This is a genomic window from Pseudarthrobacter sp. NKDBFgelt, from assembly GCF_046097905.1.
Classification (GTDB): Bacteria; Actinomycetota; Actinomycetes; order Actinomycetales; family Micrococcaceae; genus Arthrobacter; species Arthrobacter polychromogenes.
The window spans coordinates 1-23,381 of the sequence record NZ_JBJURL010000044.1 but is presented as its reverse complement, the minus strand read 5'-3'; the positions used below and the strand labels follow the sequence as shown (position 1 = coordinate 23,381).

The window sequence follows — 23,381 nt, the reverse complement described above, 5'->3', positions numbered from 1 at the left end:
CCGTTCATAACGACACTTGGCGCTACTTGGTTGGGATACCGGGGCCGTGGAATAGGGTTGGGTCATGTTCAAGCAGAGGGTAGTGTTCGTGCACGGCGCGGGCAGCTTCGGTGCCGCGGCCTGGCCCCGCCAGCACGGTGTGGCCCTGTCCTACGATGCCCTGTTCCTGCGCCGGCACGGCTTCGATCCCGTTGCCGAACCCATCGAGTCCTCATTCGAGGAGGACACACGCATTCTGTTGGACTCCCTTGGGGACGACGGCAGGGGCATCGCCGGCGGGCACGTCGTGGCCCATGCGCAGGGCGCCATTGCAGCGATGATGGCCGCCGTCGAACGTCCGGACCTTGTCTACTCGCTGACCCTGGTGGAGCCGGCCTGCCTGTCCCTGACCGCTGAACTGCCGGCCACGGCGGCGCACATCGGGCTGATGCAGCCCCTGTTCAACGTCCGGCATCAACTCAGTGACGAGGATTTCCAGCGGGAGTTCGTCCGCAGGGTCTATGCCACCGACCTGCAGCAGCCGGTGACTGCCGAGGAGAAGCGTTCTGCCAGGCGGCTGCGGCTGCAGGCGCCGTCCTGGGAAGCCCCGCTGCATATCGTTCCCGGCGTGCCGACGCTCGTCCTGACCGGCGGCTGGGAGCCGCTCTACGAGGAGATCGCCGGCTACCTCCGTGAGACCGGGGCGCTTCACCGCACGGCCGCCGGCGGCCACCGGCCCCACGACTCCCCGGAAGGGGACCGCATCATCCGTTCGTTCATCAGCGACTCAAGCCGCGTGCAGGCGCGCGCCTCCTGATCCCGCCTGAACCTGCCCTCCACAGGAGCCCGTCCGGCCGGCCCCCAATGACCAGCCGGACGGAACCTGCAGGCTCCTACCGGCCCGGCGGAACGCTCAGCTCCGGCAAATAAACTTTCCCGCCGGCGGCCAGGAATTCCTCGCTCTTGCCCCGCATGCCGGCTGCCGCTTCGGCAAGGGCTGCCTGTGCCTCCGCGGATCCGAATTCGTCCCGGATGTCCTGGCTGATCCTCATGGAGCAGAACTTGGGCCCGCACATGGAGCAGAAATGCGCGGTCTTCGCCGGTTCGGCCGGGAGGGTCTCGTCGTGGAAGGCCTCGGCCGTCTCCGGGTCCAGCGACAACGCAAACTGGTCACGCCACCGGAACTCGAAGCGTGCCTTGGACAGTGCGTCATCACGTTCGTGGGCGCCCGGGTGGCCTTTGGCAAGGTCTGCCGCGTGCGCAGCGATCTTGTACGTGATCACCCCTGTCTTGACGTCGTCCTTGTTGGGCAGCCCCAGGTGTTCCTTGGGCGTGACGTAGCACAGCATTGCCGTGCCATAGCGGGCAATTTCCGTGGCTCCAATGGCGGAGGTGATGTGGTCGTAGCCCGGGGCCACGTCGGTCACCAGCGGGCCCAGCGTGTAGAACGGCGCGCCCTTGCACAGCTCCTGCTGCCGTTCCACGTTCTCCCTGACCAGGTGGAACGGAACGTGTCCAGGACCCTCCACCATCACCTGGACGTCGTGCTCCCAGGCACGCTGCGTGAGCTCGGCGAGCGTGTCCAGTTCGGCAAACTGCGCGGCATCGTTGGCATCCGCCGTCGCCCCCGGCCGCAGGCCGTCACCCAGGGAAAACGCGACGTCGTACCGGGCGAAAATTTTGCAGAGCTCATCGAAGTGCGTGTAGAGGAAGTTCTCCCGGTGGTGCGCCAGGCACCACCCGGCCATGATGGACCCGCCCCGGGACACGATGCCCGTGACGCGGTTGGCGGTCAGGGGAACGTAGCGAAGCAGCACGCCGGCGTGGATGGTCATGTAGTCCACCCCCTGCTCGCACTGTTCGATGACGGTGTCACGGAAGATCTCCCAGGTCAGGGCGTTGGCTTCGCCGTTGACCTTCTCCAGGGCCTGGTAGATGGGGACGGTGCCGATCGGGACAGGCGAATTGCGGATGATCCACTCCCGGGTGGTGTGGATGTCGTCGCCGGTGGAAAGATCCATGACGGTGTCGGCGCCCCACCGGGTTGCCCACTGCAGCTTGTCCACTTCTTCGGCGATTGAACTGGTCACTGCCGAGTTGCCGATGTTGGCGTTGATCTTCACCAGGAAGGCCTTGCCGATGATCATCGGCTCGGATTCGGGGTGGTTGATGTTGTTGGGAATGATGGCCCGTCCTGCGGCGAGTTCGCTCCGTACCAGTTCAACATCGCAGTTCTCCCGCAGCGCCACGAAGCGCATTTCCGGGGTAATGAGGCCCTGCCGTGCGTAGTGCATCTGGGTCACGGTCCGTCCCTCGACGGCGCGGCGGGGCACGGGAGGCGCTCCCTTCCACTCCGCACTGGCGGCGCCGCGGCGCACGGCCGAGCGTCCGTCGTCGAGCAGGTTCCTCTCCCTGCCGCTGTACGCTTCCGTGTCTGCCCGCGCCTCGATCCATTCCTTGCGGAAAGGAGGAAGGCCCTGCACGGGGTCGCTCCCCGGGCCGGCCGTCCGGTAAGTCCGGAACGGCTGGTTCGGCACGCCGTTGGGCGACGGCTCCAACGCGATTTCCGTCACGGGAACACGGATACCGGTCCCGGCGTCCTCGAGGTAGGTCAGGGAATGGGATTTCAGGGATTGCGTTACCGGGGGCGGGTTCACGCCAGTGGCGGCACCCGGGTTGTTGCGGGCAGGGTTCAGCTGCTGATTTGGTGTATTCAAGGAATACTCACTTCCTTCGCCGGCATTACCCGGACAGGTTCGACGGTCGCAGGCTGCGTCAGCCCGATCTCAGCCCCTGCAGGGGCACCCGTGTGGTCAAGATGAAAGCTACCACAGCCTTTCTTTCGGGGTTTGTCACATTGCCGGTGCTAGCCTGACCGGGCGGGAAAGAGGCAGATTCATGGCAGAAATTATCGAGTTCACGGGGAAGGTCCTGACCGGACCCGGGAGTGAACAGCGCGGACTGTGGTCTGTTGACGGGCGCCTGACGTTTCGCCGGCCGGCAAAGGCCCCTGACCGGAGCCTGGCGGGATGGGTGCTGCCGGGCTTCGTGGATGCCCACTGCCACATCGGGCTCGGCGTGGGAGGGGCGGTGGATGCTCCGACCGCCGAAGAGCAGGCACGGACCGACCTGGACGCAGGCACCACGCTGGTCCGCGACGCAGGTTCCCCGGCGGATACGCGGTGGCTGCAGGACAGAAGAGACGTCCCGGTGCTGATCCGCGCCGGACGCCGCGTTGCGCGCACGCGCCGGTACCTGCGGGGGTTCGCCGAGGAAGTTGAACCGGAGGGCCTGGTGGAAGCTGTCCGTAAACAGGCCAGGGAAGGCGACGGATGGGTCAAGCTCGTGGGGGACTGGATTGACCGCGACGCCGGCGACCTCGCGCCGTCGTTCCCTGCCGCCGTCGTCCGCGATGCCGTCCAGGCCGCCCATGACGAAGGCGCGCGCGTCACCGCCCACTGCTTCGCGGAAGAGACGCTCGACGACGTGCTGGACGCCGGCATCGACTGCGTCGAGCACGCCACCGGCCTCCTGCCGCGGCACCTGCCCCGGTTCGTGGAGCAGAAGGTGCCCATTGTGCCCACCCTGATCAACATCGCCACGTTTCCGGACATTGCTGCCCAGGCGGCGCCCAAGTTCCCACGGTATGCGGCCCACATGCGCTCACTGTGGGGACGGCGGGAGGAACGGGTGCTTGAGGCGTTCGAGGCAGGCGTGCGGATCTACGCCGGGACCGACGCCGGCAGCGTGATCAGGCACGGCAGGATCGCCGACGAGATCCTGGCCCTTCATGCTGCCGGACTGCCCATGGCGTCTGCCCTGGACGCCGCGTGTTGGAGTGCGCGGGAGTGGCTGGGCGCGGACGGCCTGGAAGAAGGGGCGCGGGCAGACGTTGTCGTGTGCCGGGAGGACCCGCGGAAGGTACCGGAAGCGGTTCATGGCCTGGCGCACGTTGTCCTGGGCGGTCGGGTCATCCGCTGAAAAGATATCCGGCCCGGGACTTGGAATAAATTGAAGCTTCAAGTAATTTTAAGTGTGTAAGGGCTGCCAACCGGAAGGCCCACAGCACCGGGAGTTATCAATGTCTGCACAAGCCGCAAGCCAGGATCTTCTGCCTGCCGACCTCGCCATGGGCACCGTGATGCTCAAGGTAGGCAACATGAAGGTGATGACCGACTACTACCAGCGCGCCCTCGGCCTGGAGGTCATTGCCGAGCAGGACGGCGGAATCTACCTCGGCCGTCTGCAGAAGCCGCTTGTGCACCTGGCGCCCGCACCCGGGCTGAACCTGCCGGGCAGGGGAGAGGCCGGCCTGTTCCACACCGCGCTGCTGTTTGAGAACCAGGCAGACCTGGCCGCCACCATCGCCACCGCCGCCCGGTTCGAACCGCGCTCGTTCACCGGCAGCGCCGACCACCTTGTCAGTGAAGCCTTCTACTTCAATGACCCCGAGGGCAATGGCATCGAACTCTATTGGGACCGGCCGCGCAGCAACTGGTCCTGGAACGGCACTGACGTGGTGATGGACAGCCTGGCACTCCCGCCGCAGCGGTACCTCGAGCAGCACCTGACGGAAGATTCCCTGGAGCGCCAGCTCGGGTCCGTGGCGGGCGTCGGCCACGTGCACCTCCAGGTGGGCGACGTCCAGACAGCCCGCGACTTCTACGTGGGGACCCTCGGCTTCGAGAAGACCGCCGGCTGGCACGGACAAGCCCTGTTTGTTTCCGCCGGCCGCTACCACCACCACATGGCCATGAACGTCTGGAACAGCCGCGGGGCGGGACCGCGCAAGGACACCCTCGGCCTGGGCGAGGTCCTCATCGAGGTGCCGTCCGGGGACGACGTCGGCTCCCTCGCCGACCGCCTCAAGGTCGCCGGTGTTGCCGCCCACCACACCGGAGCCGAACTCCGGTTCGAGGATCCGTGGCGCAACCGCATCCGGGTGGCTGTGCGCTGACCACCGGGTATGCCGGCGCTGCACGCGCCCTGTTCCGGCGGCCTGGAGCTGCCGGGAAATTCCGGCCGCAGCTCTGCCGGGCATGACTCCGGACCGTGCTGGATCCGAATGGGGCTGAATGCGGTCCGGGCTGAATTCGAACTGGGCTGAATTCGAACTAGGCTGAATCCGAACGGCCGGGCAGGAGCAGCCTCCCGGCGGCCGCACCACCGCCAACGGAATGAGGGCAATCCCCATGGGCTTCACCGAGATCTTTGTTGCCACCCACGACGCAGCACTGAAGCGTGCTGGCGTCCTTGACGGCGGCGGCAGCGCGCCCGCAGGTGACGCGGTCCGGATCCCGGACATCAGCGATTTCGAAGTGGAGCAGCTGGGCGACCTGGCCGGTGCCGCCGTGCACGCCGGAGGAGCCGATTACGAACTGACCATGGTGGATGTGGGCAGCGATTCGCTCCTGGCCGTGCCCCCGGCCATGGTGCGCGCCCTGGCCGACCTGCTGTCCTATGAAACCGAAGGGGAAGGCGACATCCTCGAAGAGGTCGCCGAACAGTGGGCCGCGCAGGATGACATGCCGTTTGGCGCTGCAGAGGCGCGGACTTACGTGCAGCGGCTCGCCGAACTCGCCAGCGGAATCGACGACTCGGAGCGTACCGGCCTGTACGTCTGGTCCGCCTGAGCTGATCCGGCCGGAACCTCCGGCCGGCGTCGCCCGTGTCACGCCGCGCCAAGTCGAAATCCTGGCGCTGATCTGGCACAATAGACAGGTACTCGATCTGCGTGGCCCCTCTCTCCGCGTCTGGATCCTGTCCTTCGAACCCGCAAGTACGGCCCGCCCCACGGGTGCAGAACGCCGGGTTCACCCCCTTTCTGAAACAGGAGTGACCACAACAGTGGCCGTAAAGATTCGCCTTAAGCGCTTTGGCAAGATGCGCGCACCGTACTACCGCATCGTCGTCGCGGACTCACGCACCAAGCGTGACGGCCGCGCCATCGAAGAGATCGGCAAGTACCACCCCACCGAAGAGCCCTCATACATCGAGGTCAACTCCGAGCGTGCCCAGTACTGGCTGTCCGTCGGCGCCCAGCCGTCTGAGCAGGTTGCCGCGATCCTCAAGATCACCGGTGACTGGCAGAAGTTCAAGGGCCTGCCGGGCCAGGAAGGCACCCTGAAGACCAAGACCCAGAAGGAAGCCTTCGTTGCCCCGGAAAAGGGTTCCGTGATCATCCCGGAAGCCATCACCAAGAAGGCATCCAAGTCTGATGCAGCCGAAGCTCCTGCCGAGGCCGAAGCAGAGACCACCGAGGCTGAGTAGATTGCTGGCAGAAGCGCTGGAACACCTGGTCCGCGGAATCGTTGATTCCCCGGATGACGTCAAGGTCAGCTCCAAGAACAACCGCCGCGGGGACACCCTCGAAGTGCGCGTTCACCAGGACGACCTCGGACGGGTGATCGGCCGCCAGGGCCGCACGGCGCGTGCACTGCGCACCGTGGTGGCAGCTCTGGCCGGTGGCGAACCGGTGCGGGTCGACGTTGTCGACACCGACCGCCGCCGCTGAGCGCTCGGCACTATTCAGTTTTAGCTCCGGCCCCTCCACCCATGCGGTGGAGGGGCCGGAGTGCTTTCACCAGAGCACCGAAAACCACATCCAACACAGAGGAACACATGCAGCTTCAGGTGGCACGAATCGGCAAACCGCACGGTATCCGCGGCGAAGTGACGGTCCAGGTCCTGACCGACGCCCCTGGAGACAGGTTCGTGCCGGGCACCGAATTCGTGGTTGAGCCGGCGTCAGCGGGCCCGCTCACCGTAAACAGCGCCCGCTGGAACAAGGACATCCTGCTACTGGGCTTCGACGAAATTCGGACCCGCAACGAGGCGGAAACCCTCCGGGGCGCCAAGCTTTTCATTGAAACCGAGGAGTTGGACGAAGACGACGACGAAGGCTGGTACGAGCACGAACTCGTCGGCCTGGAGGCCAGGATCGGTCCCCGAGTGGTCGGCAAGGTTACCGCACTGAACACCATGCCTGTCCAGGACCTCCTGATGGTCACCACGCCGGAGGGCAAGGAAATCCTGGTTCCCTTCGTGGAGCAGATCGTGCCCGAGGTCAATGTTGACGGGGGGTTCATCCTCCTCACGCCGCCGGACGGCCTCTTCGAGCTGAATGCGGAGGAGCAGGCAGCCGCTTCGGAGCCGGAGGAGAAAGCCTAGATGCGGATCGACGTCGTCAGCATTTTTCCCGAATACCTGGCACCCCTGGAACTGTCCCTGATCGGAAAAGCCCGCCAGGACGGCATCCTGGACCTCCGCGTCCACGACCTCCGCGCCTTCACCACGGACAGGCACCGCACCGTCGACGACACGCCCTACGGCGGGGGCGCCGGCATGGTGATGAAGCCCGAACCGTGGGCGCAGGCCCTGGAGCCCATCGCTGCCGACCGCCCGGAGGGATCGGGCAGGCCGGTCCTGATCGTGCCGTCGCCGGCGGGGGAGAGGTTCACCCAGGCGCTGGCGTACGAACTGGCCGAGCAGGAGCACCTTGCGTTCGCCTGCGGACGCTACGAGGGCATCGACGAGCGCGTCATCGAATGGTCCCGGGAGCATTTTGACGTCCGCCCCGTCAGCCTGGGGGACTACGTCCTCAATGGCGGCGAGGTTGCGGTGCTGGCCATGGTGGAAGCCATTGGACGCCTGCTGCCGGGCGTGGTGGGCAACCCCGAGTCCCTGGTGGAGGAATCCCATTCCGACGGGCTCCTGGAGTACCCCGTCTACACCAAACCCTCTGTGTGGCGCGAGCGGGAAGTGCCTGCCGTGCTGCTGAGCGGGAACCACGGCAAGATCGCGCAGTGGCGCCGCCACGAACAGTTCCGGCGGACGGCGGAGCGCCGCCCCGACCTCCTCGAAGCGTTCGACGCCGGCAAGCTGCCACGTGCCGACCGCACCGAACTGCAGGACCTGGGATACGACGTCGTGGACGGCCGCCTGCGCCGCCGACCCGGCGCTGAAGGCACACCACAGGACTAATGGCGTCATGATGCCGTGGCCGGCTCCCTGGGCTCCGGGAGCTGCAGGATTGGCTGTAGCCCCCGCGGTGTGGCAAAATTAGTCCTTGTGTCTGCTGGGTCCGCACCTGCCACAGGGGGAGCGCAACCAACAGCTAAGGCAACCGGCCTCATCAATCAGTGAAGTGGCCGGACCACTTACCTTTCGGCGGAAATCCCCAGTGCGCCACGAGCGCCCCAGGTTTGCTGCCGTGACCCAAAGTGAATGACCTGTGGCGTTCACCAGGAGTGCAATTATGCATATTCTCGATTCCCTCGATGCAGCCTCGCTGCGTACCGATGTTCCCGAGTTCCGCGCGGGTGACACCCTCAAGGTGCACGTGAACATCATCGAAGGCAAGAACTCCCGTGTCCAGGTATTCCAGGGCTTCGTCCTGGGCCGCCAGGGCGACGGCGTCCGTGAGACCTTCACGGTCCGCAAGGTTTCCTTCGGCGTCGGCGTGGAGCGTACCTTCCCGGTTCACTCCCCGATCATCGACAAGATCGAGGTCGTCACCAAGGGTGACGTCCGCCGCGCGAAGCTTTACTACATGCGTGCACTGCGCGGTAAGGCTGCGAAGATCAAGGAAAAGCGCGACTTCAGCACCGCCAAGTAAGTCCTTTCGGACTGCAGAGGCCGGGCCGCGGCCGTATCCGGCCAGCGCCGGAGCCATTCAGCACCAGCGCCCAGGATACGGACCATGGACCACACAAAACGCCAGCCCCGGAAAATGGGCTGGCGTTTTGCGTTCCTGGCCGTCATCCTGGCGGTTGCGGTCAGCGGACTGGTCCGATCGCTGTGGCTTGATGTCTACTTCATCCCGTCCGCGTCCATGGAACCCGTGCTGGAAGGCGGGGACCGCATCCTGGTTTCCCGGACCGATTTCCGCGCTGAGCCCATCCGGCGCGGGGACATCGTCGTCTTTGACGGAAGGGGCAGTTTCGCCCCGCTCAATAGCGGCAACGGCCCCCTGGTGGACAGCGCGGCCGCCGTCACCCACTGGATCGGCCTCACCGGCAGCGACACCACCTACGTCAAGAGGGTCATCGGGCTCCCGGGGGACTCGGTGGCCTGCTGCGACGCCGGCGGCAACGTGACGGTGAACGGAGAGCCCCTGGCGGAGCCCTACATCTTCAACGGAGATGCCCCCAGTACCCAAAAGTTCAGTGCCGTGGTCCCGGATGGCCGGCTGTGGCTGATGGGGGACCACCGCTCCGTGTCGGCCGATTCGCGAAGCCTGCTCGGAGCCCCCGGCGGCGGCATGGTCCCGCTGGACAGGGTGATCGGCAGGCCGGTCCAGATCATCTGGCCGCTTGATAGGTTTGCTTCAGTACCCCGTCCGCCTGCAGGACCAACAACAGAGAACGGACAGTAGATGCCCGAGAACCACGCGCGGACTCCCGAACCACGCCATGAAGGCGCTTCGGACGTTCCGGCCGATGCCGTTCCCGGGACTTCCGGCCAGCGCCCTGACGCGCCTGCGGCCGGCGCCGAGGGCAGTCGCGCCGCCGCCAAGTCAGCGGCGAAGCCCGCCGGCAGCCCCGTCTTCGCGTGGCTGAAGGAAGTGGCCACGGTGGTGGTGATCGCCGTCGTCCTTTCCTTCCTGATCAAGACCTTCCTGTTCCGTGCGTTTTTCATCCCGTCCGAATCCATGGTCAATACCCTGGAAGTGGACGACCGTATCTTCGTCAACCTCCTGGTCCCCGAGCCGTTCGCGCTGAACCGCGGCGACGTCGTGGTTTTCCGGGATACCAAGGGCTGGCTCCAGGCCGCGCCCGAACAACCGCAGGGTCCCTTCACCTGGGTCCAGGACGGGCTGACATTCGTTGGCCTGCTGCCGGACAACTCCGAGCAGCACCTGGTCAAGAGGGTCATCGGGCTCCCGGGGGACCATGTGGTCTGCTGCGATGCCGGCGGTAGACTGACCATTAACGGGACCGCCATTAACGAGAGCTATATCAACCCGGCTGAAATCCCGCAGATCCGCAACTTTGACGTGACTGTCCCCGAGGGCAAGGTGTGGGTGATGGGAGACAACCGCAACCATTCCGCCGACTCCCGCGCCCACATGGACTCCGACGGCGGATTCATCGACATTGCCGACCTCGAAGGCAAGGCCGCCGTCATCGCCTGGCCACTGAGCCGGTTCACCACCCTGGGCAACTATCCGGATGTGTTCCGCAACGTACCGGCGGCGCCCTGACCATGCCCGCCGCACTTAAGACCAGGACGGGCTCCACCAGGGTTCCCCAGGCCAAGGCACCCACCCTCAGGCACGAGCGGACCTTCAAGGCCCAGGGGATCCGGTACCTTGCCGGTGTGGACGAGGTGGGGCGCGGCGCGCTTGCCGGGCCCGTCAGCGTGGGCATCGCCGTCGTTGACCTGGAACGGCAGAAGCCCCTGGCCGGGGTCCGGGACAGCAAACTCCTGCCCCCTGCGGAGCGGGAACGCCTTGACCCGCTGGTCCGCCGGTGGAGCGTGGCGTCGGCAGTGGGCCACGCCTCAGCGCAGGAAATCGACTCCATCGGCATTATCGCCGCGTTGCGCCTTGCAGGAACCAGGGCGTGGCAGGAAGTCCTTTCTGCGGGTGTCCGCCCCGAGGCGGTGCTCCTGGACGGAAGCCACAACTGGCTTTCACCTGCCGGGCAGCTGTCCCTGTTCGACGAGCCCATGGTGGAGGCCAGCTGCGACGCTCCGGTTCACACCAAGGTCAAGGCGGATATGCAGTGCCTGAGCGTGGCGGCTGCCAGCGTCATCGCAAAGGTTGAGCGGGACCGGATGATGCGGGAGCTCCATAGGGAGTTCCCCGACTTCGGCTGGGACATCAACAAGGGCTACGCCACCGCACTGCACCGGGACGTCCTCCGTGCGGCCGGACCCACGCCGTATCACCGGGTCAGCTGGCGGCTCCTTGGTGGGGAACTGGCTGACGCCGGCCTGCCGGACGGTGCAGGGCCAGGCGGGGAAGAAGCTGCCGCGGGGGCCTGAGCCCCGCGCCGGACACCAGCCGCCCTGCCGATGGTGCAAGATGGAAGCATGAGTGCCGAGGATCTTGAAAACTATGAAACCGACATGGAGCTTCAGCTCTACCGTGAATACCGCGATGTCGTCGGGCTGTTCAGCTACGTTGTCGAGACCGAACGCCGCTTCTACCTGGCCAACCATGTGGACCTTCAGGCCCGCAGCGCAGACGGCGAGGTCTACTTTGACCTGACCCTGCAGGATGCCTGGGTCTGGGACGTCTACCGTTCTGCACGGTTCGTCAAGAGTGTCCGCGTCCTGACCTTCAAGGACGTCAACGTCGAAGAGCTTCCGCGCAATGAGGAGCTTGCCCTGCCCAAGGATGTCGACCTGGGCAACTAGCACCCTGCACTGCCTGGACTTCTCCTGCACAGCTGACCTTTCCTGCACAGGGCCTGCCGGCCCCGGTTCATCCACATAGGGGACCGTCGTCCTGTCCTTCGTTTCCCAGCCCGTCCAGGCTGGTTGCGGAGGTAGACATGAAATCGAAAGACCTGCTGGGCCGGCACGGCGAGGACCTTGCCGCCGGTTACCTGGAAACCCTCGGCATGCTCGTGGTGGAGCGCAACTGGCGCTGCACCGAGGGCGAAATAGACATCGTCGCGCTCGACGGCGATGCCCTGGTGATCGCCGAGGTCAAAACCCGCCGTACCCTCGATTACGGCCATCCCTTTGAAGCCGTTGGCCCGGACAAGCTGGCGCGGCTGCACCGGCTTGGGGCCGCATGGTGCCGGGACCGTGAGCTTCGGATGCCGCTGCGGCGCGTTGACGTCATCGCCGTGATTGACGACGGCGGCGGGTCGCCCCTGGTGGAGCACCTCAGGGGGGTGGGCTGAATGCCGCTGGGACGCACCTACTCCATCGCCCTGGTGGGGCTGAACGGCTACATGGTGGAGGTCGAGGCCGACATCGGCCAGACGCTCCCTGCATTCGTACTGCTCGGGTTGCCGGACGCCTCCCTGAACGAGGCCAAGGAGCGGATCCGGTCGGCTGCGAAGAATTCCGGAATTCCGCTGAGCCGCCGGAAGATCACCGCCAACCTCATCCCCGCGTCCCTGCCGAAGCGGGGATCCGGATTCGACCTGGCGGTGACCATGGCCGTACTCCGTGCCGCCAATGACATCAAACCCACCGGGCGGACGGTGTTTATCGCCGAGCTGGGACTCGACGGCCGGCTGCGCCCTGTTCGCGGCATCCTTCCGGCGGTGATGGCCTCGGTGCAGGCCGGTTATCCGGACATCGTTGTGGCGCAGGCAAACCTGGCGGAGGCATCGTTGGTTCCTGATGCCAACGTGCGGGGGTACAGCACCCTGGCCCGGCTGGCGCTGGAATTCGGCGCGGATCCCCAGGAGCTTGCGCTGGATTTCGAACCCGAGGACCCGGACAGCCCCGGGGACGCAGGAGTGGAGGCCGGCACCTACCCTGACATGGCGGACGTCTCCGGCCAGGGGGATGCCCGGCGCGCACTGGAAGTCGCAGCTGCCGGCGCGCACCATCTCCTCCTGACGGGCCCTCCGGGCGCGGGCAAGACCATGCTGGCGGAACGCCTGCCCGGGCTCCTGCCGGATCTTGGCGACCATGAGTCCATGGAGGTCACAGCCATCCATTCGCTGTGCGGACTGCCGTCGTCCCCGGTGCAGCTCCTCCGGCGGCCACCCTTCGAAAGCCCGCACCACTCCGCAACCGCGGCGGCCATCATTGGGGGAGGCTCCGGGCTTCCCCGGCCCGGAGCTGCTTCCCGTGCCCACCGCGGAGTCCTGTTCCTTGACGAGGCACCCGAGTACGAGCGCCGCGTGCTGGATGCCCTCCGCCAGCCCCTGGAAAGCGGAGAACTGGTGATCCACCGCTCAGCCGGAACCGCTGCTTATCCAGCACGGTTCCAGCTTGTGCTTGCCGCCAACCCCTGTCCCTGCGGCAAGGCCTCCGGTAAAGGCCTCGACTGCACCTGCACGCCCATGATGCGGCGGCGCTACCTGGCCAGGATGTCCGGTCCGCTCCTCGACAGGGTGGACATCCAGCTTCAGGTGGAACGGGTCTCGCTGGCCGACTTCGGACAGGCAGGGGCCGAGGAAGACACGGCAACCGTCGCACGGCGGGTGTTGGGCGCCCGGTCCCGTCAGCTGGAGAGGTTGGCCGCCTACGGGCTGGAGACCAATGCGCAGGTCCCCGGCCGCGTACTCCGGGGTGAGCTTCGGCTCCCGCCGGCAGTCACCCGCATCCTGGACCATTCCCTGGAACGTGGTGTCCTCACCGCCCGCGGGTATGACCGGGTGCTCCGGCTCGCATGGACCCTTGCCGATTTGGGATACCGGGAGCAACCGGACATCAACGACATCGGCCAGGCGCTGGGGCTTCGGCAGGCAGCGGCGGCGGCAGCATGAGGGAGGCAACCATGGATGTGGGCATCGAGCGGCGTTCCCGAGCCGCCCTCTCACGCCTCATGGAACCCCAGGACGCTGCCGGACTTGCCCTGGTGCAGGCGGTCGGGGCAGTGGACGCCCTGCGGATCGCCACGGGGCAACTGTCGGCCGGCCCCGAGCTGGAGCGGGAGATCACCGCGCTGCTCTCGGACGGGGGCTCCGGCAGCAGCTGGGCAGGGATGGCCGCTTCCCTGAAACGCTGGCATCCCCGGATACCGGACCTGGCCCCCGAGCGGGACCTTGCAACCATGGCGCGACTGGGCGGGCGGCTGATCATCCCGTCGGACGAATTGTGGCCGGTCCAGCTGGCAGACCTTGGAATCCAGGAACCGATCTGCCTCTGGTGGCGGGGCCAGGAGCAGCCGCTGCCCGGAGCAGCAACATCCATAGCCCTGGTTGGCTCGCGGGACAGCACAAGTTACGGCGCCGCCGTCACCGGCGATCTTGCCTACTCGCTGGCCCAGCGCGGCTTCACCGTGGTGTCGGGAGGGGCCTACGGCATCGACGCGCATGCCCACCGGGCCGCCCTCGCCGGAGCGTCCGGTGCGGTCCCCACCATTGCTGTGATGGCAGGGGGAGTGGACCGGTTCTATCCTTCTGGGAACGAGGATCTCCTGCGGGCCGTGTGCAACCAGGGCGCCGTCCTGGCCGAGGTTCCTCCGGGCTCCGCCCCCACGCGCTACCGGTTCCTGCAACGTAACCGCATCATTGCCGCCCTGTCCGCCGTGACCGTGGTGGTGGAGGCCAGGTGGCGGTCCGGGGCGCTCAACACCGCCCATCACGCGGAGACCCTTGGTCGGGCGGTCGGCGCTGTGCCGGGGTCCGTGCACAGCGCCAACTCGGCCGGATGTCACCGGCTTCTGAGGGATGGAGGTGCAGTCTGCGTAACGGATGCTGCCGAGGTTGCCGAGTTGGCCGGCCCCAGTGGCTCCGCCCTCCCTGATCCCCGCCACGGGCAGGCTGCAGTGCAGGACGGGCTGACGCTGGAGGATCTGATCCTCCTGGACGCGCTGCCGCTGCGCTCCGTGACATCGGTCGAAAAGCTCTCGGTGGTGGCGGGCCTGGCCCAGGAGTCGGTGCGGGCCGGGCTGGGCCGGCTGGGCCTGCTGGGCCTCGCCGTCTCAGAACGGGGAGGCTGGAAACGCGGCAAGGCAACCGGCTGACGCCCACGGCATAGCGGGTCCGGGCCGCCCGGGACGGGAAGCGCAGTCACCCGGTTGAGTGGAGCGTGTCAGTCAATAGTTTCCCAGCCGCAGCTGAGAGAGTAGGTGGGTGGATGATGAGGGATTGCCTGCGGAGCTCGGCGGGGCGCTTGACGCCTTCGCGCGGTACCTCTCCGCCGAGCGTGCGGTCTCCCCCCACACTCTCCGCGGATACCTGGGCGATGTCCGCAGCCTCCTGTCCCACGCTGCGTCTGAAGGCGCTGTCCGGCTCCAGGACCTGGAACTCGGAACGCTCCGGCGCTGGCTCGGTGCCCAGAGCCAGGAGGGTGCGGCGCGCAGCACCCTGGCCCGCCGGTCCGCCTCTGTCAGGGTTTTCACGGCCTGGGCCATGGCGGAGGAGCGTATCGCCGCCGATCCTGCGCTCAGGCTCAAGGCCCCGAAACGCGAGCAGTCCCTGCCCGGGGTACTGCAGGCCGGGCAGTTGACCCGGCTGCTGGCCATCCTGGAAGAAGCGGCGGCCGAGGGTGCGCCGCTCGCCCTGCGGGACCGTGCCATCGTGGAACTGCTCTACGCCACGGGAGTCCGGGTGGGCGAACTGGCGGGGCTGGATGTTGATGACCTGGACCCGGACCGGCGCACTTTGCGCGTCATCGGCAAGGGCAACAAGGAGCGCACTGTTCCGTACGGTGTTCCGGCAGCCCTCGCGGTGGATGACTGGCTGCGGCGCGGCAGGCCACTGCTTGCCCGGGACAACAGCGGGCCGGCCCTCTTCCTGGGCGCCCGGGGCGGAAGGGTGGACCAGCGGCAGGTCCGCTCCATGGTCAACAACCTTTTCGCCGGGCTTGGGGACACCTCCGCGTCAGGCCCGCACGCGCTGCGGCATTCGGCGGCCACGCACCTGCTGGACGGGGGAGCCGATCTGCGCGCAGTGCAGGAAATCCTCGGGCACAGCAGCCTGGCCACCACCCAGATCTACACCCACGTCTCGGTTGACCGGCTGCGCAAGAGCTACCAGCAGGCCCACCCAAGGGCGTAAGTCCGCGGTGCAGAATCGCACTGGCGTAATTTGGTGCGGTACGGCACAATAAGAGTCACGTCCGGCAACTTTCAAGTCCCGCTTGAAGCTACCAGCTTCTTGCGTCACGGTAAGCCCGGACACAGCTTTATCTGATACATCTGAATACGCAGGCAGGAACCACAGCCGCAGTGCAGGGCACGGCAGTTCCATCCAGGCAGAGGTCGTTGGGGAAGACGTACCTAGAGCTATGGAGGATGGAATGTCTGTTGCAATGACCCGCGGTGTGCTGTTCGTTCACTCGGCCCCTACGGCTCTGTGCCCCCACGTTGAGTGGGCCATCGGATCCGTCGTGGACAAGCGGACGGACCTTGAGTGGACCCCGCAGCCTGCCGCGCCCGGAATGTTTCGGGCCGAGCTGTCCTGGACCGGTGCCCCCGGTACGGGATCACAGCTTGCGTCGTCCCTGCGGGGGTGGGCGCATCTCCGGTATGAGGTCACCGAGGAGCCGAGCCAGGGTGTCGACGGCGGCCGCTGGTCCCACACCCCTGAGCTGGGCATCTTCCACGCTGTCACCGACGTGCACGGCAACATCATGGTGTCCGAGGACAGGATCCGGTACGCCTACGAGTCAGGTGCCGGCGACCCCGCAGCCGTCTACCACGAGCTTTCCCTTGCCCTCGGCGAGGCCTGGGACGAGGAACTCGAGCCGTTCCGGCACGCCGCCGAAGGCGCACCCGTTCGTTGGCTCCACCAGGTGGGCTGACCGCCGTCGACCTGAATTTTCCATAGCAAAGAGGAGGCCCCGCCGAATGGCGGGGCCTCCTCTTGTAGGCGGTTCGACGTCCTAAAGGTCAGACGCTGCGGATTGCAATGACGGCGTTGTGGCCACCGAAGCCGAACGAGTTGCTCAGCGCCACGATGTTGCCGGCCGGCAGGTCGCGGGCTGAGGTGACGACGTCGAGCGGGATCTCCGGGTCCTGGTTTTCCAGGTTGATGGTGACCGGTGCCTTCCGGTCGTAAACAGCAAGCACTGTCAGGACGGCCTCGACAGCGCCGGATGCGCCCAGGAGGTGGCCCATCTGGGACTTCGTTGCGGAAACGGCGACGTTGTCCACATGGCTTCCCAGTGCAGCCCGGAGGGCAGTGTATTCAGGCTTGTCTCCCACCGGCGTTGACGTGGCGTGCGCGTTCACGTGCACCACGTCCTCAGGCTGGATGCGGCCATCGAACATGGCAGCTTTGAGTGCACGGGTGGCACCCAGGCCTGCGGGGTCGGGAGCCGTGATGTGGTAGGCATCAGCGGTGACGGACGTTCCCGCCAGTTCACCGTAGATGCGCGCTCCGCGGGCCAGGGCGTGCTCCTCAGCCTCGAGGACCAGTGCACCGGCGCCTTCGCCCATAACAAAGCCGTCGCGGCCCGTGTCGTAGGGACGGGAGGCGCCCTGCGGGTCGTCGTTCCGGCGGGAGAGTGCCTGCATGGAGGCGAAGGCTGCGAGGGGCATCGGGTGGATGGCTGCTTCGGCGCCGCCGCACATGACCACGTCGGCCTTGCCTGAGCGGATCAGGTCGAGCCCAAGGTGCAGGGCTTCGGTGCCGGACGCACAGGCGGAAACAGGGGTGTGGGCACCGGCGCGGGCGCCGAGGTCCAGGCTGACGGCTGCGGCAACACCGTTGGGCATCAGCATGGGAACGGTCATGGGGAGGACCCGGCGGGGGCCTTTTTCCTTGAGGGTGTCCCAGGCGTCAAGGAGCGTCCAGACGCCCCCAATGCCCGTGGCGAAGGCGACTGCCAGCCTGTCCTTGTCAAAGTCGGTGATGCCGGAGTCAGCCCACGCCTCACGGGCGGCGATGACGCCGAACTGGGTGGACGGGTCCATGCGCTTGGCCTCGACGCGGCTGAGCACGTCCAGGGCGGGGGTGCTGCAACGCGCGGCGAAGTGGACGGGCAGCTCGTACTTGGCTACCCAGTCGTCCTCCAGGGTGCGGGCACCGGAGACCCCCTTGAGCGCGTTGTTCCACATCGTGGGTACATCGCCGCCGATGGGCGTGGTGGCACCCAGACCGGTGATGACTACTTTGCGTGTCATGGGATCACTCTTTCGTCGGTGGGGAATCCGTCTGCCGGAGGTCCCGCGTATTGATGATCGGCATCCTGCTGCAAGCAACATCACTGCCAGGAACAGCCCCCTGGGAGCAGTCCTGTGTGGGCAGGTACCGGAAAAATGCGGCGGGCTGCCGGCCCGGTCGTCCGGACCGGCAGCCCTGCCATGCCGATTGAACGGCGGAAGCCTTGGTTAGGCCTGTGCTCCGGCGATGAAGCTGACGGCGTCGCCGACGGTCTTGAGGTTCTTGACCTCTTCGTCCGGGATGCGCACGCCGAACTTCTCTTCGGCGTTTACCACAATGGTCATCATGGAGATGGAGTCGATGTCCAGGTCCTCGGTGAAGGACTTGTCCAGCTCCACGGCCTCGGGGGCCAGGCCGGTTTCTTCGTTGACGATTTCAGCCAAGCCGGCCAGGATCTCTTCGTTGCTAGCCATTGATGGCTCCTTTTCTTGTATTGCCGGCAGGGGCTGCCGGAAATGGTTCAGGACGCGGTTGCGGCCTGTTGGGGCGTTCCTAAGGAAGGACAACTACCTGTGCGCCGAAGACGAGCCCGGCTCCGAATCCGATCTGGAGGGCCAGCCCGCCGCTCAGTTCCGGTTTTTCGGCCAGCAGGCGGTGGGTGGCCAGCGGAATGGACGCGGCCGAGGTGTTACCTGCATCGGCGATGTCCCGTGCCACTGTAACCGTCTCGGGCAGCTTCAGTTTCTTCACCATCTCGTCGATGATGCGCATGTTGGCCTGGTGGGGGATGAAGGCCACCAGGTCCTCTGCCTGGACTCCGGCTGCGTCCATGGCCTGCTGGGCCACCTTTGCCATCTCCCACACTGCCCAGCGGAAGACGGTCTGGCCGTCCTGGCGGAGGGTGGGGTACAGTTCCTGGGCTTCCTCGAGCAGGGCAAGGTCCCCTGTCGAATCCGACTGGCGGGCAGCCATGCCGAGGTCGCGGACATCGAGCATGGAACGGGTCATGCCGATGGCGTCCCACTTGCTGCCGTCCGACCCCCAGACCGAAGGTGCGATTCCGGGAGTCTCGGAGGGGCCAATGACAACGGCGCCGGCACCGTCCCCGAGCAGGAAGGAGATGGTGCGTTCACGGTTGTCGATGACGTCTGACAACTTCTCAGCGCCCACCACCAGGACATACTTCGCGGCGCCTGAACGGACCAGGGCGTCCCCCTGGGCGATGCCGTAGCAGTAGCCGGCGCAGGCTGCGGAGATGTCAAATGCAGGTGCCGGGGTGGCGCCTAGGCGGTCTGCCAGGGCGGCCGCGGCAGACGGCGTGGCGTAGGGATGGGTCACGGTGGAGACAATGACGGCCCCCAGGTCCGAGGCCTGGATTCCAGCCTTGTCCATGGCCTCGCGGGCAGCGCCCTCGGCCATGTCGATGACGCTGACCCCGGCCGGGGCCCGGTGCCGGGTTACGATGCCGGTGCGCTGGCGGATCCATTCATCGGAGGAATCGATCCACTGGCACACGTCCTCATTGGTGACGATGACGTCCGGCCGGAAGGCACCCAGGCCGAGGATCCGGGTGTGCTCCTGAATCGGGGCCTGTTTCAGCGTGGGAACGCTCATGCGTTGCCCTCCAGTTCTGCGAAAAGCGCCAGTGCGGCGGAAAGGTCGTCCGGGGTTTTGACCGCAACGGTTTTGACGCCGGGCATGCCCCGCTTGGCGAGGCCGGCAAGCGTGCCGGCAGGAGCAAGTTCAATGACGCCGGTGACTCCCCGTGCAACCATCGTCTCCATGCACCGGTCCCAGCGGACGGGGCGTGACAGCTGGGCAATGAGGCTTTCGACGGCGGCGTGGCCGTCGGTGACTTCACCGCCGTCGTAGTTGGACAGCAGCGGCACCTTCGGTGCCTGCGGCTTAAGCTGTGGTTCCAGGGCCTTGAGGGCACTGACTGCGGGAGCCATGTGGCTCGTGTGGAAGGCGCCGGCTACCTTCAGGGGAATGACGCGGGCCTTGGCCGGCGGGTTCTCGGCCAGGGCCTTCAGCTGGTCAAAAGTGCCGGCGGCAACGGTCTGGCCGGCGCCGTTGACGTTGGCCGGGGTGGCGCCCGTGGCGGTGATGGCTGCCAGGACCTCGGCGGGATCGCCGCCCACCACTGCGCTCATGCCGGTGGGGGTGACGGCTGCGGCTGCGGCCATGCTGTTGGCACGCTCGCGGACGAAGGTCATGGCCTCCTGCTCGTTGAGTACGCCTGCGAGGGCAGAGGCGGTGATTTCACCAACGGAGTGGCCTGCCAGGATGACCGGCAGGGAGCTGAGCTCAACATCGAACAGGGAAGCGGCCGCAACAAGTCCGGCAGCCACGATCAGGGGCTGCGCTACGGCAGTGTCCTTGATGGTGTCTTCGTCGGAAGTGGTCCCGTGGGCGATCAGGTCAATGCCTGCGATGTCGCTGAGGGCGGCCAGCTGGCCTGCCACCGGGGGCAGTTCCAGCCAGGGGGCCAGAAAACCCGGGGTCTGTGAGCCCTGTCCAGGGCAGACTATTGCAAGCACGTATCCAGCTTTCCAAATTACTGTGTGATCCAGCGGTGTTTGTCCGCACCAAGCTCACGGGGTCAGGTTGTAGGAAGTCTACAACGCGTTAGGGCTGATTCCGGGACGGCTGGCGTTCAACCGCAGCTTTCGGTGGCGTCGAAAGACGGCCCACAACGAGTGCGGCCTGCAGGACAAAAGCCTCCCTTGGCAGGAGCGGATCCCACCCTGTGACGTCGCAGACGCGCTTCAAACGGTACCGCACAGTGTTCGCGTGAACGAAGAGTTCCCGGGCTGTCGCCTCCAGTGAATGCCCCAGCTCCAGGTAGGTGCCGAGGGTTTCAACAAGCCCGTTGGACGCGGCCAGCAAGGGTCGGTAGATGTTCTTGACCAGGGAACGGCGGGCGGCGTCGTCCCCGGAGATGACCCGTTCCGGCAGCAAATCGTCGGCAGCCACGGGCCGGGGGGCGGACGGCCACGCCCTGGCCGCGGTCAGCCCGGCAAAAGCCGACTGGGCGGACCCGCTGGCTTCCAGCAGCGAACCGGCCTCAGGGCCGTACACCACAGGGCCGGGAGCAAACATTTCGCTGAGTTTCACATATGCGGTTTCCCTGTCCTGTACGCCGCCCAGGATGAGGATGAGCCGGTCGCCCTGGATGCCCACCAGCGCGTCCTCCGCGTACCGGCCGGCCATCCGGCGCAGTTCGCTGACGTAGCTGGCACTGGGCTCCGAAGGGGAGTTGCCGACCATGACCGTGAAGCGCTCCTGGGCCTTCCAACCAAGCGCCGCGATCCTGGAGCGCAAAGCGTCCGTGTTCTCGCCGCGCAGGATGGCGTCCACAATCAGGGCCTCAAGCCGGGTATCCCAGGACCCCCGGGATTCCGCGGCACGCGCGTAGACGTCCGCCGCAGCAAAGGCAACCTCCCTCGAGTAGCGCAACACGGCTTCACGGAGGGACGGCTGGTCGGCCTCCGGTGCAATGACCGGTACCTGGTCCTCCACCACCTCCACCACGATCCGGATCAACTGCAGCGCTTTCTGCAGGCTGATGGAGCGGGTCAGTTCGGTGGGTGCTGTTCCAAAGACGTCCGTCAGGATCCATGACGGAGAGCTGGGCCTCTCATACCACGTGACGAAAGCCGCAATGCCGTTCTGTGCCACCATGCCCAGCGCCGAGCGCTCGTCCGAGCTGAGCCGGCTGTACCAGGGCAGGGACTTTTCCAGCTCGCGCATGGTGGTGGTGGACAGCTGGCCCACGTTTGCCCGCAGTTTCTTGAGGGTCTCCGACTTCTCCGGAGTAACCCCCGGAGTGGACGGTTTGCGCTTGGCGGACGGGGTGGCGGGTGCTGGCATTCTTTGAGCATACGGGCAGCGTCCCGCAACCTCCATTTGTGCAAAGGCTACAATCCACATTGCCCTGCGTCACATGGCCCCCGGCCTTAACGGACGACGGCGGCCCCCGCCTTTCGGAGGGGGCCGCCGTCGCGTCCTTATTTAGGAAACAGGCTAGGCCTCGCCGCCGGCGTTGCCCGTGGTGCCCGCATTGACGTTGTGAAGCCTGTACTTCTCAATCGCCTTGATCGGGGCCTGCGCATCCACCTCGCCGCGGCGGGCGAGCATCTCCAGTGAACGCACCACGATGGAATGGGTGTCGTTTTTGAAGAAGCGGCGGGCTGCTGCGCGGGTGTCGGAGAAGCCGAATCCGTCGGCGCCGAGGGTGGCGAATTCGTTGGGGACGAATTGGCGGATCTGGTCGGGGACGGCTTTCATGTAGTCGGACACGGCGACGACGGGTCCGGTGGCTCCTTCGAGCTGCTGGGTGACGAATGGGACGCGGGCGGGTTCGCCGGGGTTGAGGAAGGCTTCCTCTTCGGCGGCGAGTCCGTCGCGGCGCAGTTCGTTCCAGGAGGTCACGGACCAGACGTCGGCGGAGACTGACCAGTCTTCGGCGAGGATCCGCTGGGCTTCGATGGCCCAGGGGACGGAGACGCCGGAGGCCAGGATCTGGGTCCGGGGACCGTCGATCTTCGCCGGGGCCAGCAGGTAGATGCCCTTGATGACGCCCTCGACGTCCAGTTCCTCCGGTTCGGCGGGCTGGGTGATCGGCTCGTTGTACACGGTGAGGTAGTACATCAAATTTCGATCGGACGCTGTTCCGGTTCCTTCGCCGCTTGCGGCAGGTCCGTACATGCGTTCGAGGCCGTCCCGGATGATGTGGCCCATTTCGTAGCCGTAGGCGGGGTCGTAGGTGACCACGGCGGGGTTGGTGGAGGCGAGCAGGGGGGAGTGTCCGTCGGCGTGCTGGAGTCCTTCGCCGGTGAGGGTGGTCCGTCCTGCGGTGGCGCCGATGATGAAGCCGCGGGTCATCTGGTCTGCTGCTGCCCAGAACGCATCGCCGGTGCGCTGGAAGCCGAACATGGAGTAGAACACGTAGACCGGGACCAGGGGCACGCCGTGGGTGGCGTAGGCGGTGCCGGCGGCGGTGAACGCTGCCACGGCGCCGGCTTCGTTGATGCCGGGGTGGATCAGCTGGCCCTGGGCGGATTCCTTGTAGGCCAGGACCAGGTCGCGGTCCACGGAGAGGTAGTTCTGGCCCTTGGGGTTGTAGATCTTCGCGGTGGGGAAGAACGCGTCCATGCCGAACGTGCGTGCCTCGTCCGGGATGATCGGGGCGATGTGCTTGCCGAAGTTCTTGTCCCGCATCAGGTCCTTGAGCAGGCGCACGAAGGCCATGGTGGTGGCGGCCTGCTGTTTGCCCGAGCCGCGTTTGGCGACCTCGTAGGACTTGGCCTCGGGCAGGGTGATCTCGGCGTGCTTGGACCGGCGTTCAGGAACGGACCCGCCCAGGGCCGCGCGGCGCTCCATCATGTACTTGATTTCCGGAGCGTCCGTACCGGGGTGGTAGTACGGGGGCTGGTACAGGTCTTTTTCGAGCTGGTCGTCCGTGACGGGGATCCGCAGGTGGTCGCGGAACTTCTTCAGGTCATCCAGGGTGAGTTTCTTCATCTGGTGGGTCGCGTTGCGGCCCTCGAAGTGCGGTCCGAGGCCGTAGCCCTTGACGGTTTTGGCGAGGATGACGGTGGGTTTGCCCTTGAATTCGGTGGCTGCCTTATACGCGGCGTAGACCTTGCGGTAGTCGTGGCCGCCGCGTTTGAGGTTCCAGATCTGGTCATCGGTGAGGTCCGCGACGAG

At 66.3% G+C, this 23,381-nt stretch carries 25 protein-coding genes and 1 riboswitch; of the genes, 18 read left to right on the top strand and 7 right to left on the bottom strand.

What is annotated here, in order from left to right; all coding sequences use genetic code 11:
• The first annotated feature begins 64 nt into the window (after positions 1–64).
• A complete protein-coding gene (locus tag ACKAE7_RS12945) occupies positions 65–796 on the top strand; it encodes an alpha/beta fold hydrolase (protein WP_190610254.1) in 732 nt (243 codons plus the stop codon).
• Positions 797–872: 76 nt separating this feature from the next.
• Here the strand turns inward: ACKAE7_RS12945 and thiC are convergent, their stop codons facing one another.
• Positions 873–2,696 carry a phosphomethylpyrimidine synthase ThiC gene (thiC, locus tag ACKAE7_RS12940; protein WP_408979397.1) on the bottom strand — a complete coding sequence of 608 codons (1,824 nt, stop codon included), beginning with the start codon at positions 2,694–2,696 and terminating at the stop codon, positions 873–875.
• Positions 2,691–2,798: riboswitch (TPP riboswitch) on the bottom strand. It overlaps the preceding gene by 6 nt.
• Before the next feature lie 79 nt (positions 2,799–2,877).
• On the opposite strand from thiC, the gene ACKAE7_RS12935 reads away from it, so the two are divergent.
• From ACKAE7_RS12935 to ACKAE7_RS12855, 17 genes are all read left to right on the top strand, one after another.
• Positions 2,878–3,960 (top strand): amidohydrolase family protein, encoded by a 1,083-nt coding sequence (locus ACKAE7_RS12935; RefSeq protein WP_408979396.1) that lies wholly within the window; start codon positions 2,878–2,880, stop codon positions 3,958–3,960.
• A 100-nt stretch (positions 3,961–4,060) separates the two neighbouring features.
• On the top strand, positions 4,061–4,936 hold the full coding sequence (locus ACKAE7_RS12930) for a VOC family protein (RefSeq protein WP_188808594.1): 876 nt from the start codon (positions 4,061–4,063) through the stop codon (positions 4,934–4,936).
• A 235-nt stretch (positions 4,937–5,171) separates the two neighbouring features.
• On the top strand, positions 5,172–5,612 hold the full coding sequence (locus ACKAE7_RS12925; RefSeq protein WP_188809034.1) for a hypothetical protein: 441 nt from the start codon (positions 5,172–5,174) through the stop codon (positions 5,610–5,612).
• 214 nt (positions 5,613–5,826) lie between these two features.
• A complete protein-coding gene (gene rpsP / locus ACKAE7_RS12920) occupies positions 5,827–6,249 on the top strand; it encodes a 30S ribosomal protein S16 (protein ID WP_104184819.1) in 423 nt (140 codons plus the stop codon).
• Between the two features lies 1 nt (position 6,250).
• A complete protein-coding gene (locus tag ACKAE7_RS12915) occupies positions 6,251–6,493 on the top strand; it encodes an RNA-binding protein (protein WP_018759999.1) in 243 nt (80 codons plus the stop codon).
• A gap of 107 nt (positions 6,494–6,600) precedes the next feature.
• Positions 6,601–7,149 (top strand): ribosome maturation factor RimM, encoded by a 549-nt coding sequence (gene rimM / locus ACKAE7_RS12910; protein ID WP_188808595.1) that lies wholly within the window; start codon positions 6,601–6,603, stop codon positions 7,147–7,149.
• Positions 7,150–7,962, top strand: a complete 813-nt coding sequence (trmD, locus tag ACKAE7_RS12905) for a tRNA (guanosine(37)-N1)-methyltransferase TrmD (protein ID WP_408979395.1) — start codon at positions 7,150–7,152, stop codon at positions 7,960–7,962.
• Positions 7,963–8,236: 274 nt separating this feature from the next.
• Positions 8,237–8,596: a 50S ribosomal protein L19 gene (rplS, locus tag ACKAE7_RS12900; protein WP_066276805.1), complete on the top strand. Its 360-nt coding sequence runs from the start codon at positions 8,237–8,239 to the stop codon at positions 8,594–8,596.
• An 84-nt stretch (positions 8,597–8,680) separates the two neighbouring features.
• Positions 8,681–9,355 (top strand): signal peptidase I, encoded by a 675-nt coding sequence (gene lepB, locus ACKAE7_RS12895; protein WP_188808597.1) that lies wholly within the window; start codon positions 8,681–8,683, stop codon positions 9,353–9,355.
• Positions 9,356–10,183, top strand: a complete 828-nt coding sequence (lepB, locus tag ACKAE7_RS12890; protein ID WP_188808598.1) for a signal peptidase I — start codon at positions 9,356–9,358, stop codon at positions 10,181–10,183.
• A gap of 2 nt (positions 10,184–10,185) precedes the next feature.
• Positions 10,186–10,968: a ribonuclease HII gene (locus ACKAE7_RS12885; protein ID WP_191034557.1), complete on the top strand. Its 783-nt coding sequence runs from the start codon at positions 10,186–10,188 to the stop codon at positions 10,966–10,968.
• Between the two features lie 48 nt (positions 10,969–11,016).
• Entirely contained in the window at positions 11,017–11,343 is a 327-nt protein-coding gene (locus tag ACKAE7_RS12880) for a DUF2469 domain-containing protein (RefSeq protein WP_056335405.1), read from the top strand.
• Positions 11,344–11,480: 137 nt separating this feature from the next.
• Complete coding sequence (locus tag ACKAE7_RS12875; protein WP_066276799.1) at positions 11,481–11,837, top strand: YraN family protein; 357 nt, start codon at positions 11,481–11,483, stop codon at positions 11,835–11,837.
• Positions 11,838–13,382 (top strand): YifB family Mg chelatase-like AAA ATPase, encoded by a 1,545-nt coding sequence (locus tag ACKAE7_RS12870; RefSeq protein WP_188808600.1) that lies wholly within the window; start codon positions 11,838–11,840, stop codon positions 13,380–13,382.
• Positions 13,379–14,584 carry a DNA-processing protein DprA gene (gene dprA, locus ACKAE7_RS12865; protein ID WP_408979394.1) on the top strand — a complete coding sequence of 402 codons (1,206 nt, stop codon included), beginning with the start codon at positions 13,379–13,381 and terminating at the stop codon, positions 14,582–14,584. Before ACKAE7_RS12870 ends, dprA begins: the two co-directional genes overlap by 4 nt.
• A 109-nt stretch (positions 14,585–14,693) precedes the next feature.
• Complete coding sequence (locus ACKAE7_RS12860) at positions 14,694–15,620, top strand: tyrosine recombinase XerC (RefSeq protein WP_408979393.1); 927 nt, start codon at positions 14,694–14,696, stop codon at positions 15,618–15,620.
• Positions 15,621–15,861: 241 nt separating this feature from the next.
• A complete protein-coding gene (locus ACKAE7_RS12855; protein ID WP_066276789.1) occupies positions 15,862–16,365 on the top strand; it encodes a DUF3145 domain-containing protein in 504 nt (167 codons plus the stop codon).
• Positions 16,366–16,453: 88 nt separating this feature from the next.
• Here the strand turns inward: ACKAE7_RS12855 and ACKAE7_RS12850 are convergent, their stop codons facing one another.
• From ACKAE7_RS12850 to ACKAE7_RS12825, 6 genes are all read right to left on the bottom strand, one after another.
• Positions 16,454–17,689, bottom strand: coding sequence for a beta-ketoacyl-[acyl-carrier-protein] synthase family protein (locus tag ACKAE7_RS12850; protein WP_408979392.1), 1,236 nt, complete (start codon positions 17,687–17,689; stop codon positions 16,454–16,456).
• A 207-nt stretch (positions 17,690–17,896) separates the two neighbouring features.
• Positions 17,897–18,142 (bottom strand): acyl carrier protein, encoded by a 246-nt coding sequence (locus ACKAE7_RS12845; RefSeq protein WP_009359314.1) that lies wholly within the window; start codon positions 18,140–18,142, stop codon positions 17,897–17,899.
• A 79-nt stretch (positions 18,143–18,221) separates the two neighbouring features.
• On the bottom strand, positions 18,222–19,283 hold the full coding sequence (locus ACKAE7_RS12840) for a beta-ketoacyl-ACP synthase III (protein ID WP_188808603.1): 1,062 nt from the start codon (positions 19,281–19,283) through the stop codon (positions 18,222–18,224).
• A complete protein-coding gene (locus ACKAE7_RS12835; protein ID WP_408979391.1) occupies positions 19,280–20,209 on the bottom strand; it encodes an ACP S-malonyltransferase in 930 nt (309 codons plus the stop codon). The genes ACKAE7_RS12840 and ACKAE7_RS12835 overlap by 4 nt, the downstream gene beginning before the upstream one ends.
• A gap of 88 nt (positions 20,210–20,297) precedes the next feature.
• Positions 20,298–21,542: a CdaR family transcriptional regulator gene (locus ACKAE7_RS12830; protein WP_188728069.1), complete on the bottom strand. Its 1,245-nt coding sequence runs from the start codon at positions 21,540–21,542 to the stop codon at positions 20,298–20,300.
• 153 nt (positions 21,543–21,695) lie between these two features.
• A partial coding sequence (locus ACKAE7_RS12825) for a transketolase-like TK C-terminal-containing protein (protein WP_408979390.1) occupies positions 21,696–23,381 on the bottom strand: 1,686 nt, incomplete at its 5' end.

Coding starts and splice junctions, on each gene's coding strand:
- lepB (WP_188808597.1), top strand. CDS start 8,681: ATGGACCACACAAAACGCCAGCCCCGGAAAATGGGCTGGCGTTTTGCG.
- ACKAE7_RS12850 (WP_408979392.1), bottom strand. CDS start 17,689: ATGACACGCAAAGTAGTCATCACCGGTCTGGGTGCCACCACGCCCATC.
- ACKAE7_RS12930 (WP_188808594.1), top strand. CDS start 4,061: ATGTCTGCACAAGCCGCAAGCCAGGATCTTCTGCCTGCCGACCTCGCC.
- lepB (WP_188808598.1), top strand. CDS start 9,356: ATGCCCGAGAACCACGCGCGGACTCCCGAACCACGCCATGAAGGCGCT.
- ACKAE7_RS12925 (WP_188809034.1), top strand. CDS start 5,172: ATGGGCTTCACCGAGATCTTTGTTGCCACCCACGACGCAGCACTGAAG.
- ACKAE7_RS12840 (WP_188808603.1), bottom strand. CDS start 19,283: ATGAGCGTTCCCACGCTGAAACAGGCCCCGATTCAGGAGCACACCCGG.
- ACKAE7_RS12875 (WP_066276799.1), top strand. CDS start 11,481: ATGAAATCGAAAGACCTGCTGGGCCGGCACGGCGAGGACCTTGCCGCC.
- ACKAE7_RS12880 (WP_056335405.1), top strand. CDS start 11,017: ATGAGTGCCGAGGATCTTGAAAACTATGAAACCGACATGGAGCTTCAG.
- ACKAE7_RS12935 (WP_408979396.1), top strand. CDS start 2,878: ATGGCAGAAATTATCGAGTTCACGGGGAAGGTCCTGACCGGACCCGGG.
- trmD (WP_408979395.1), top strand. CDS start 7,150: ATGCGGATCGACGTCGTCAGCATTTTTCCCGAATACCTGGCACCCCTG.
- ACKAE7_RS12845 (WP_009359314.1), bottom strand. CDS start 18,142: ATGGCTAGCAACGAAGAGATCCTGGCCGGCTTGGCTGAAATCGTCAAC.
- ACKAE7_RS12945 (WP_190610254.1), top strand. CDS start 65: ATGTTCAAGCAGAGGGTAGTGTTCGTGCACGGCGCGGGCAGCTTCGGT.
- rplS (WP_066276805.1), top strand. CDS start 8,237: ATGCATATTCTCGATTCCCTCGATGCAGCCTCGCTGCGTACCGATGTT.
- dprA (WP_408979394.1), top strand. CDS start 13,379: ATGAGGGAGGCAACCATGGATGTGGGCATCGAGCGGCGTTCCCGAGCC.
- ACKAE7_RS12870 (WP_188808600.1), top strand. CDS start 11,838: ATGCCGCTGGGACGCACCTACTCCATCGCCCTGGTGGGGCTGAACGGC.
- rimM (WP_188808595.1), top strand. CDS start 6,601: ATGCAGCTTCAGGTGGCACGAATCGGCAAACCGCACGGTATCCGCGGC.
- ACKAE7_RS12885 (WP_191034557.1), top strand. CDS start 10,186: ATGCCCGCCGCACTTAAGACCAGGACGGGCTCCACCAGGGTTCCCCAG.
- ACKAE7_RS12830 (WP_188728069.1), bottom strand. CDS start 21,542: ATGCCAGCACCCGCCACCCCGTCCGCCAAGCGCAAACCGTCCACTCCG.
- ACKAE7_RS12855 (WP_066276789.1), top strand. CDS start 15,862: ATGTCTGTTGCAATGACCCGCGGTGTGCTGTTCGTTCACTCGGCCCCT.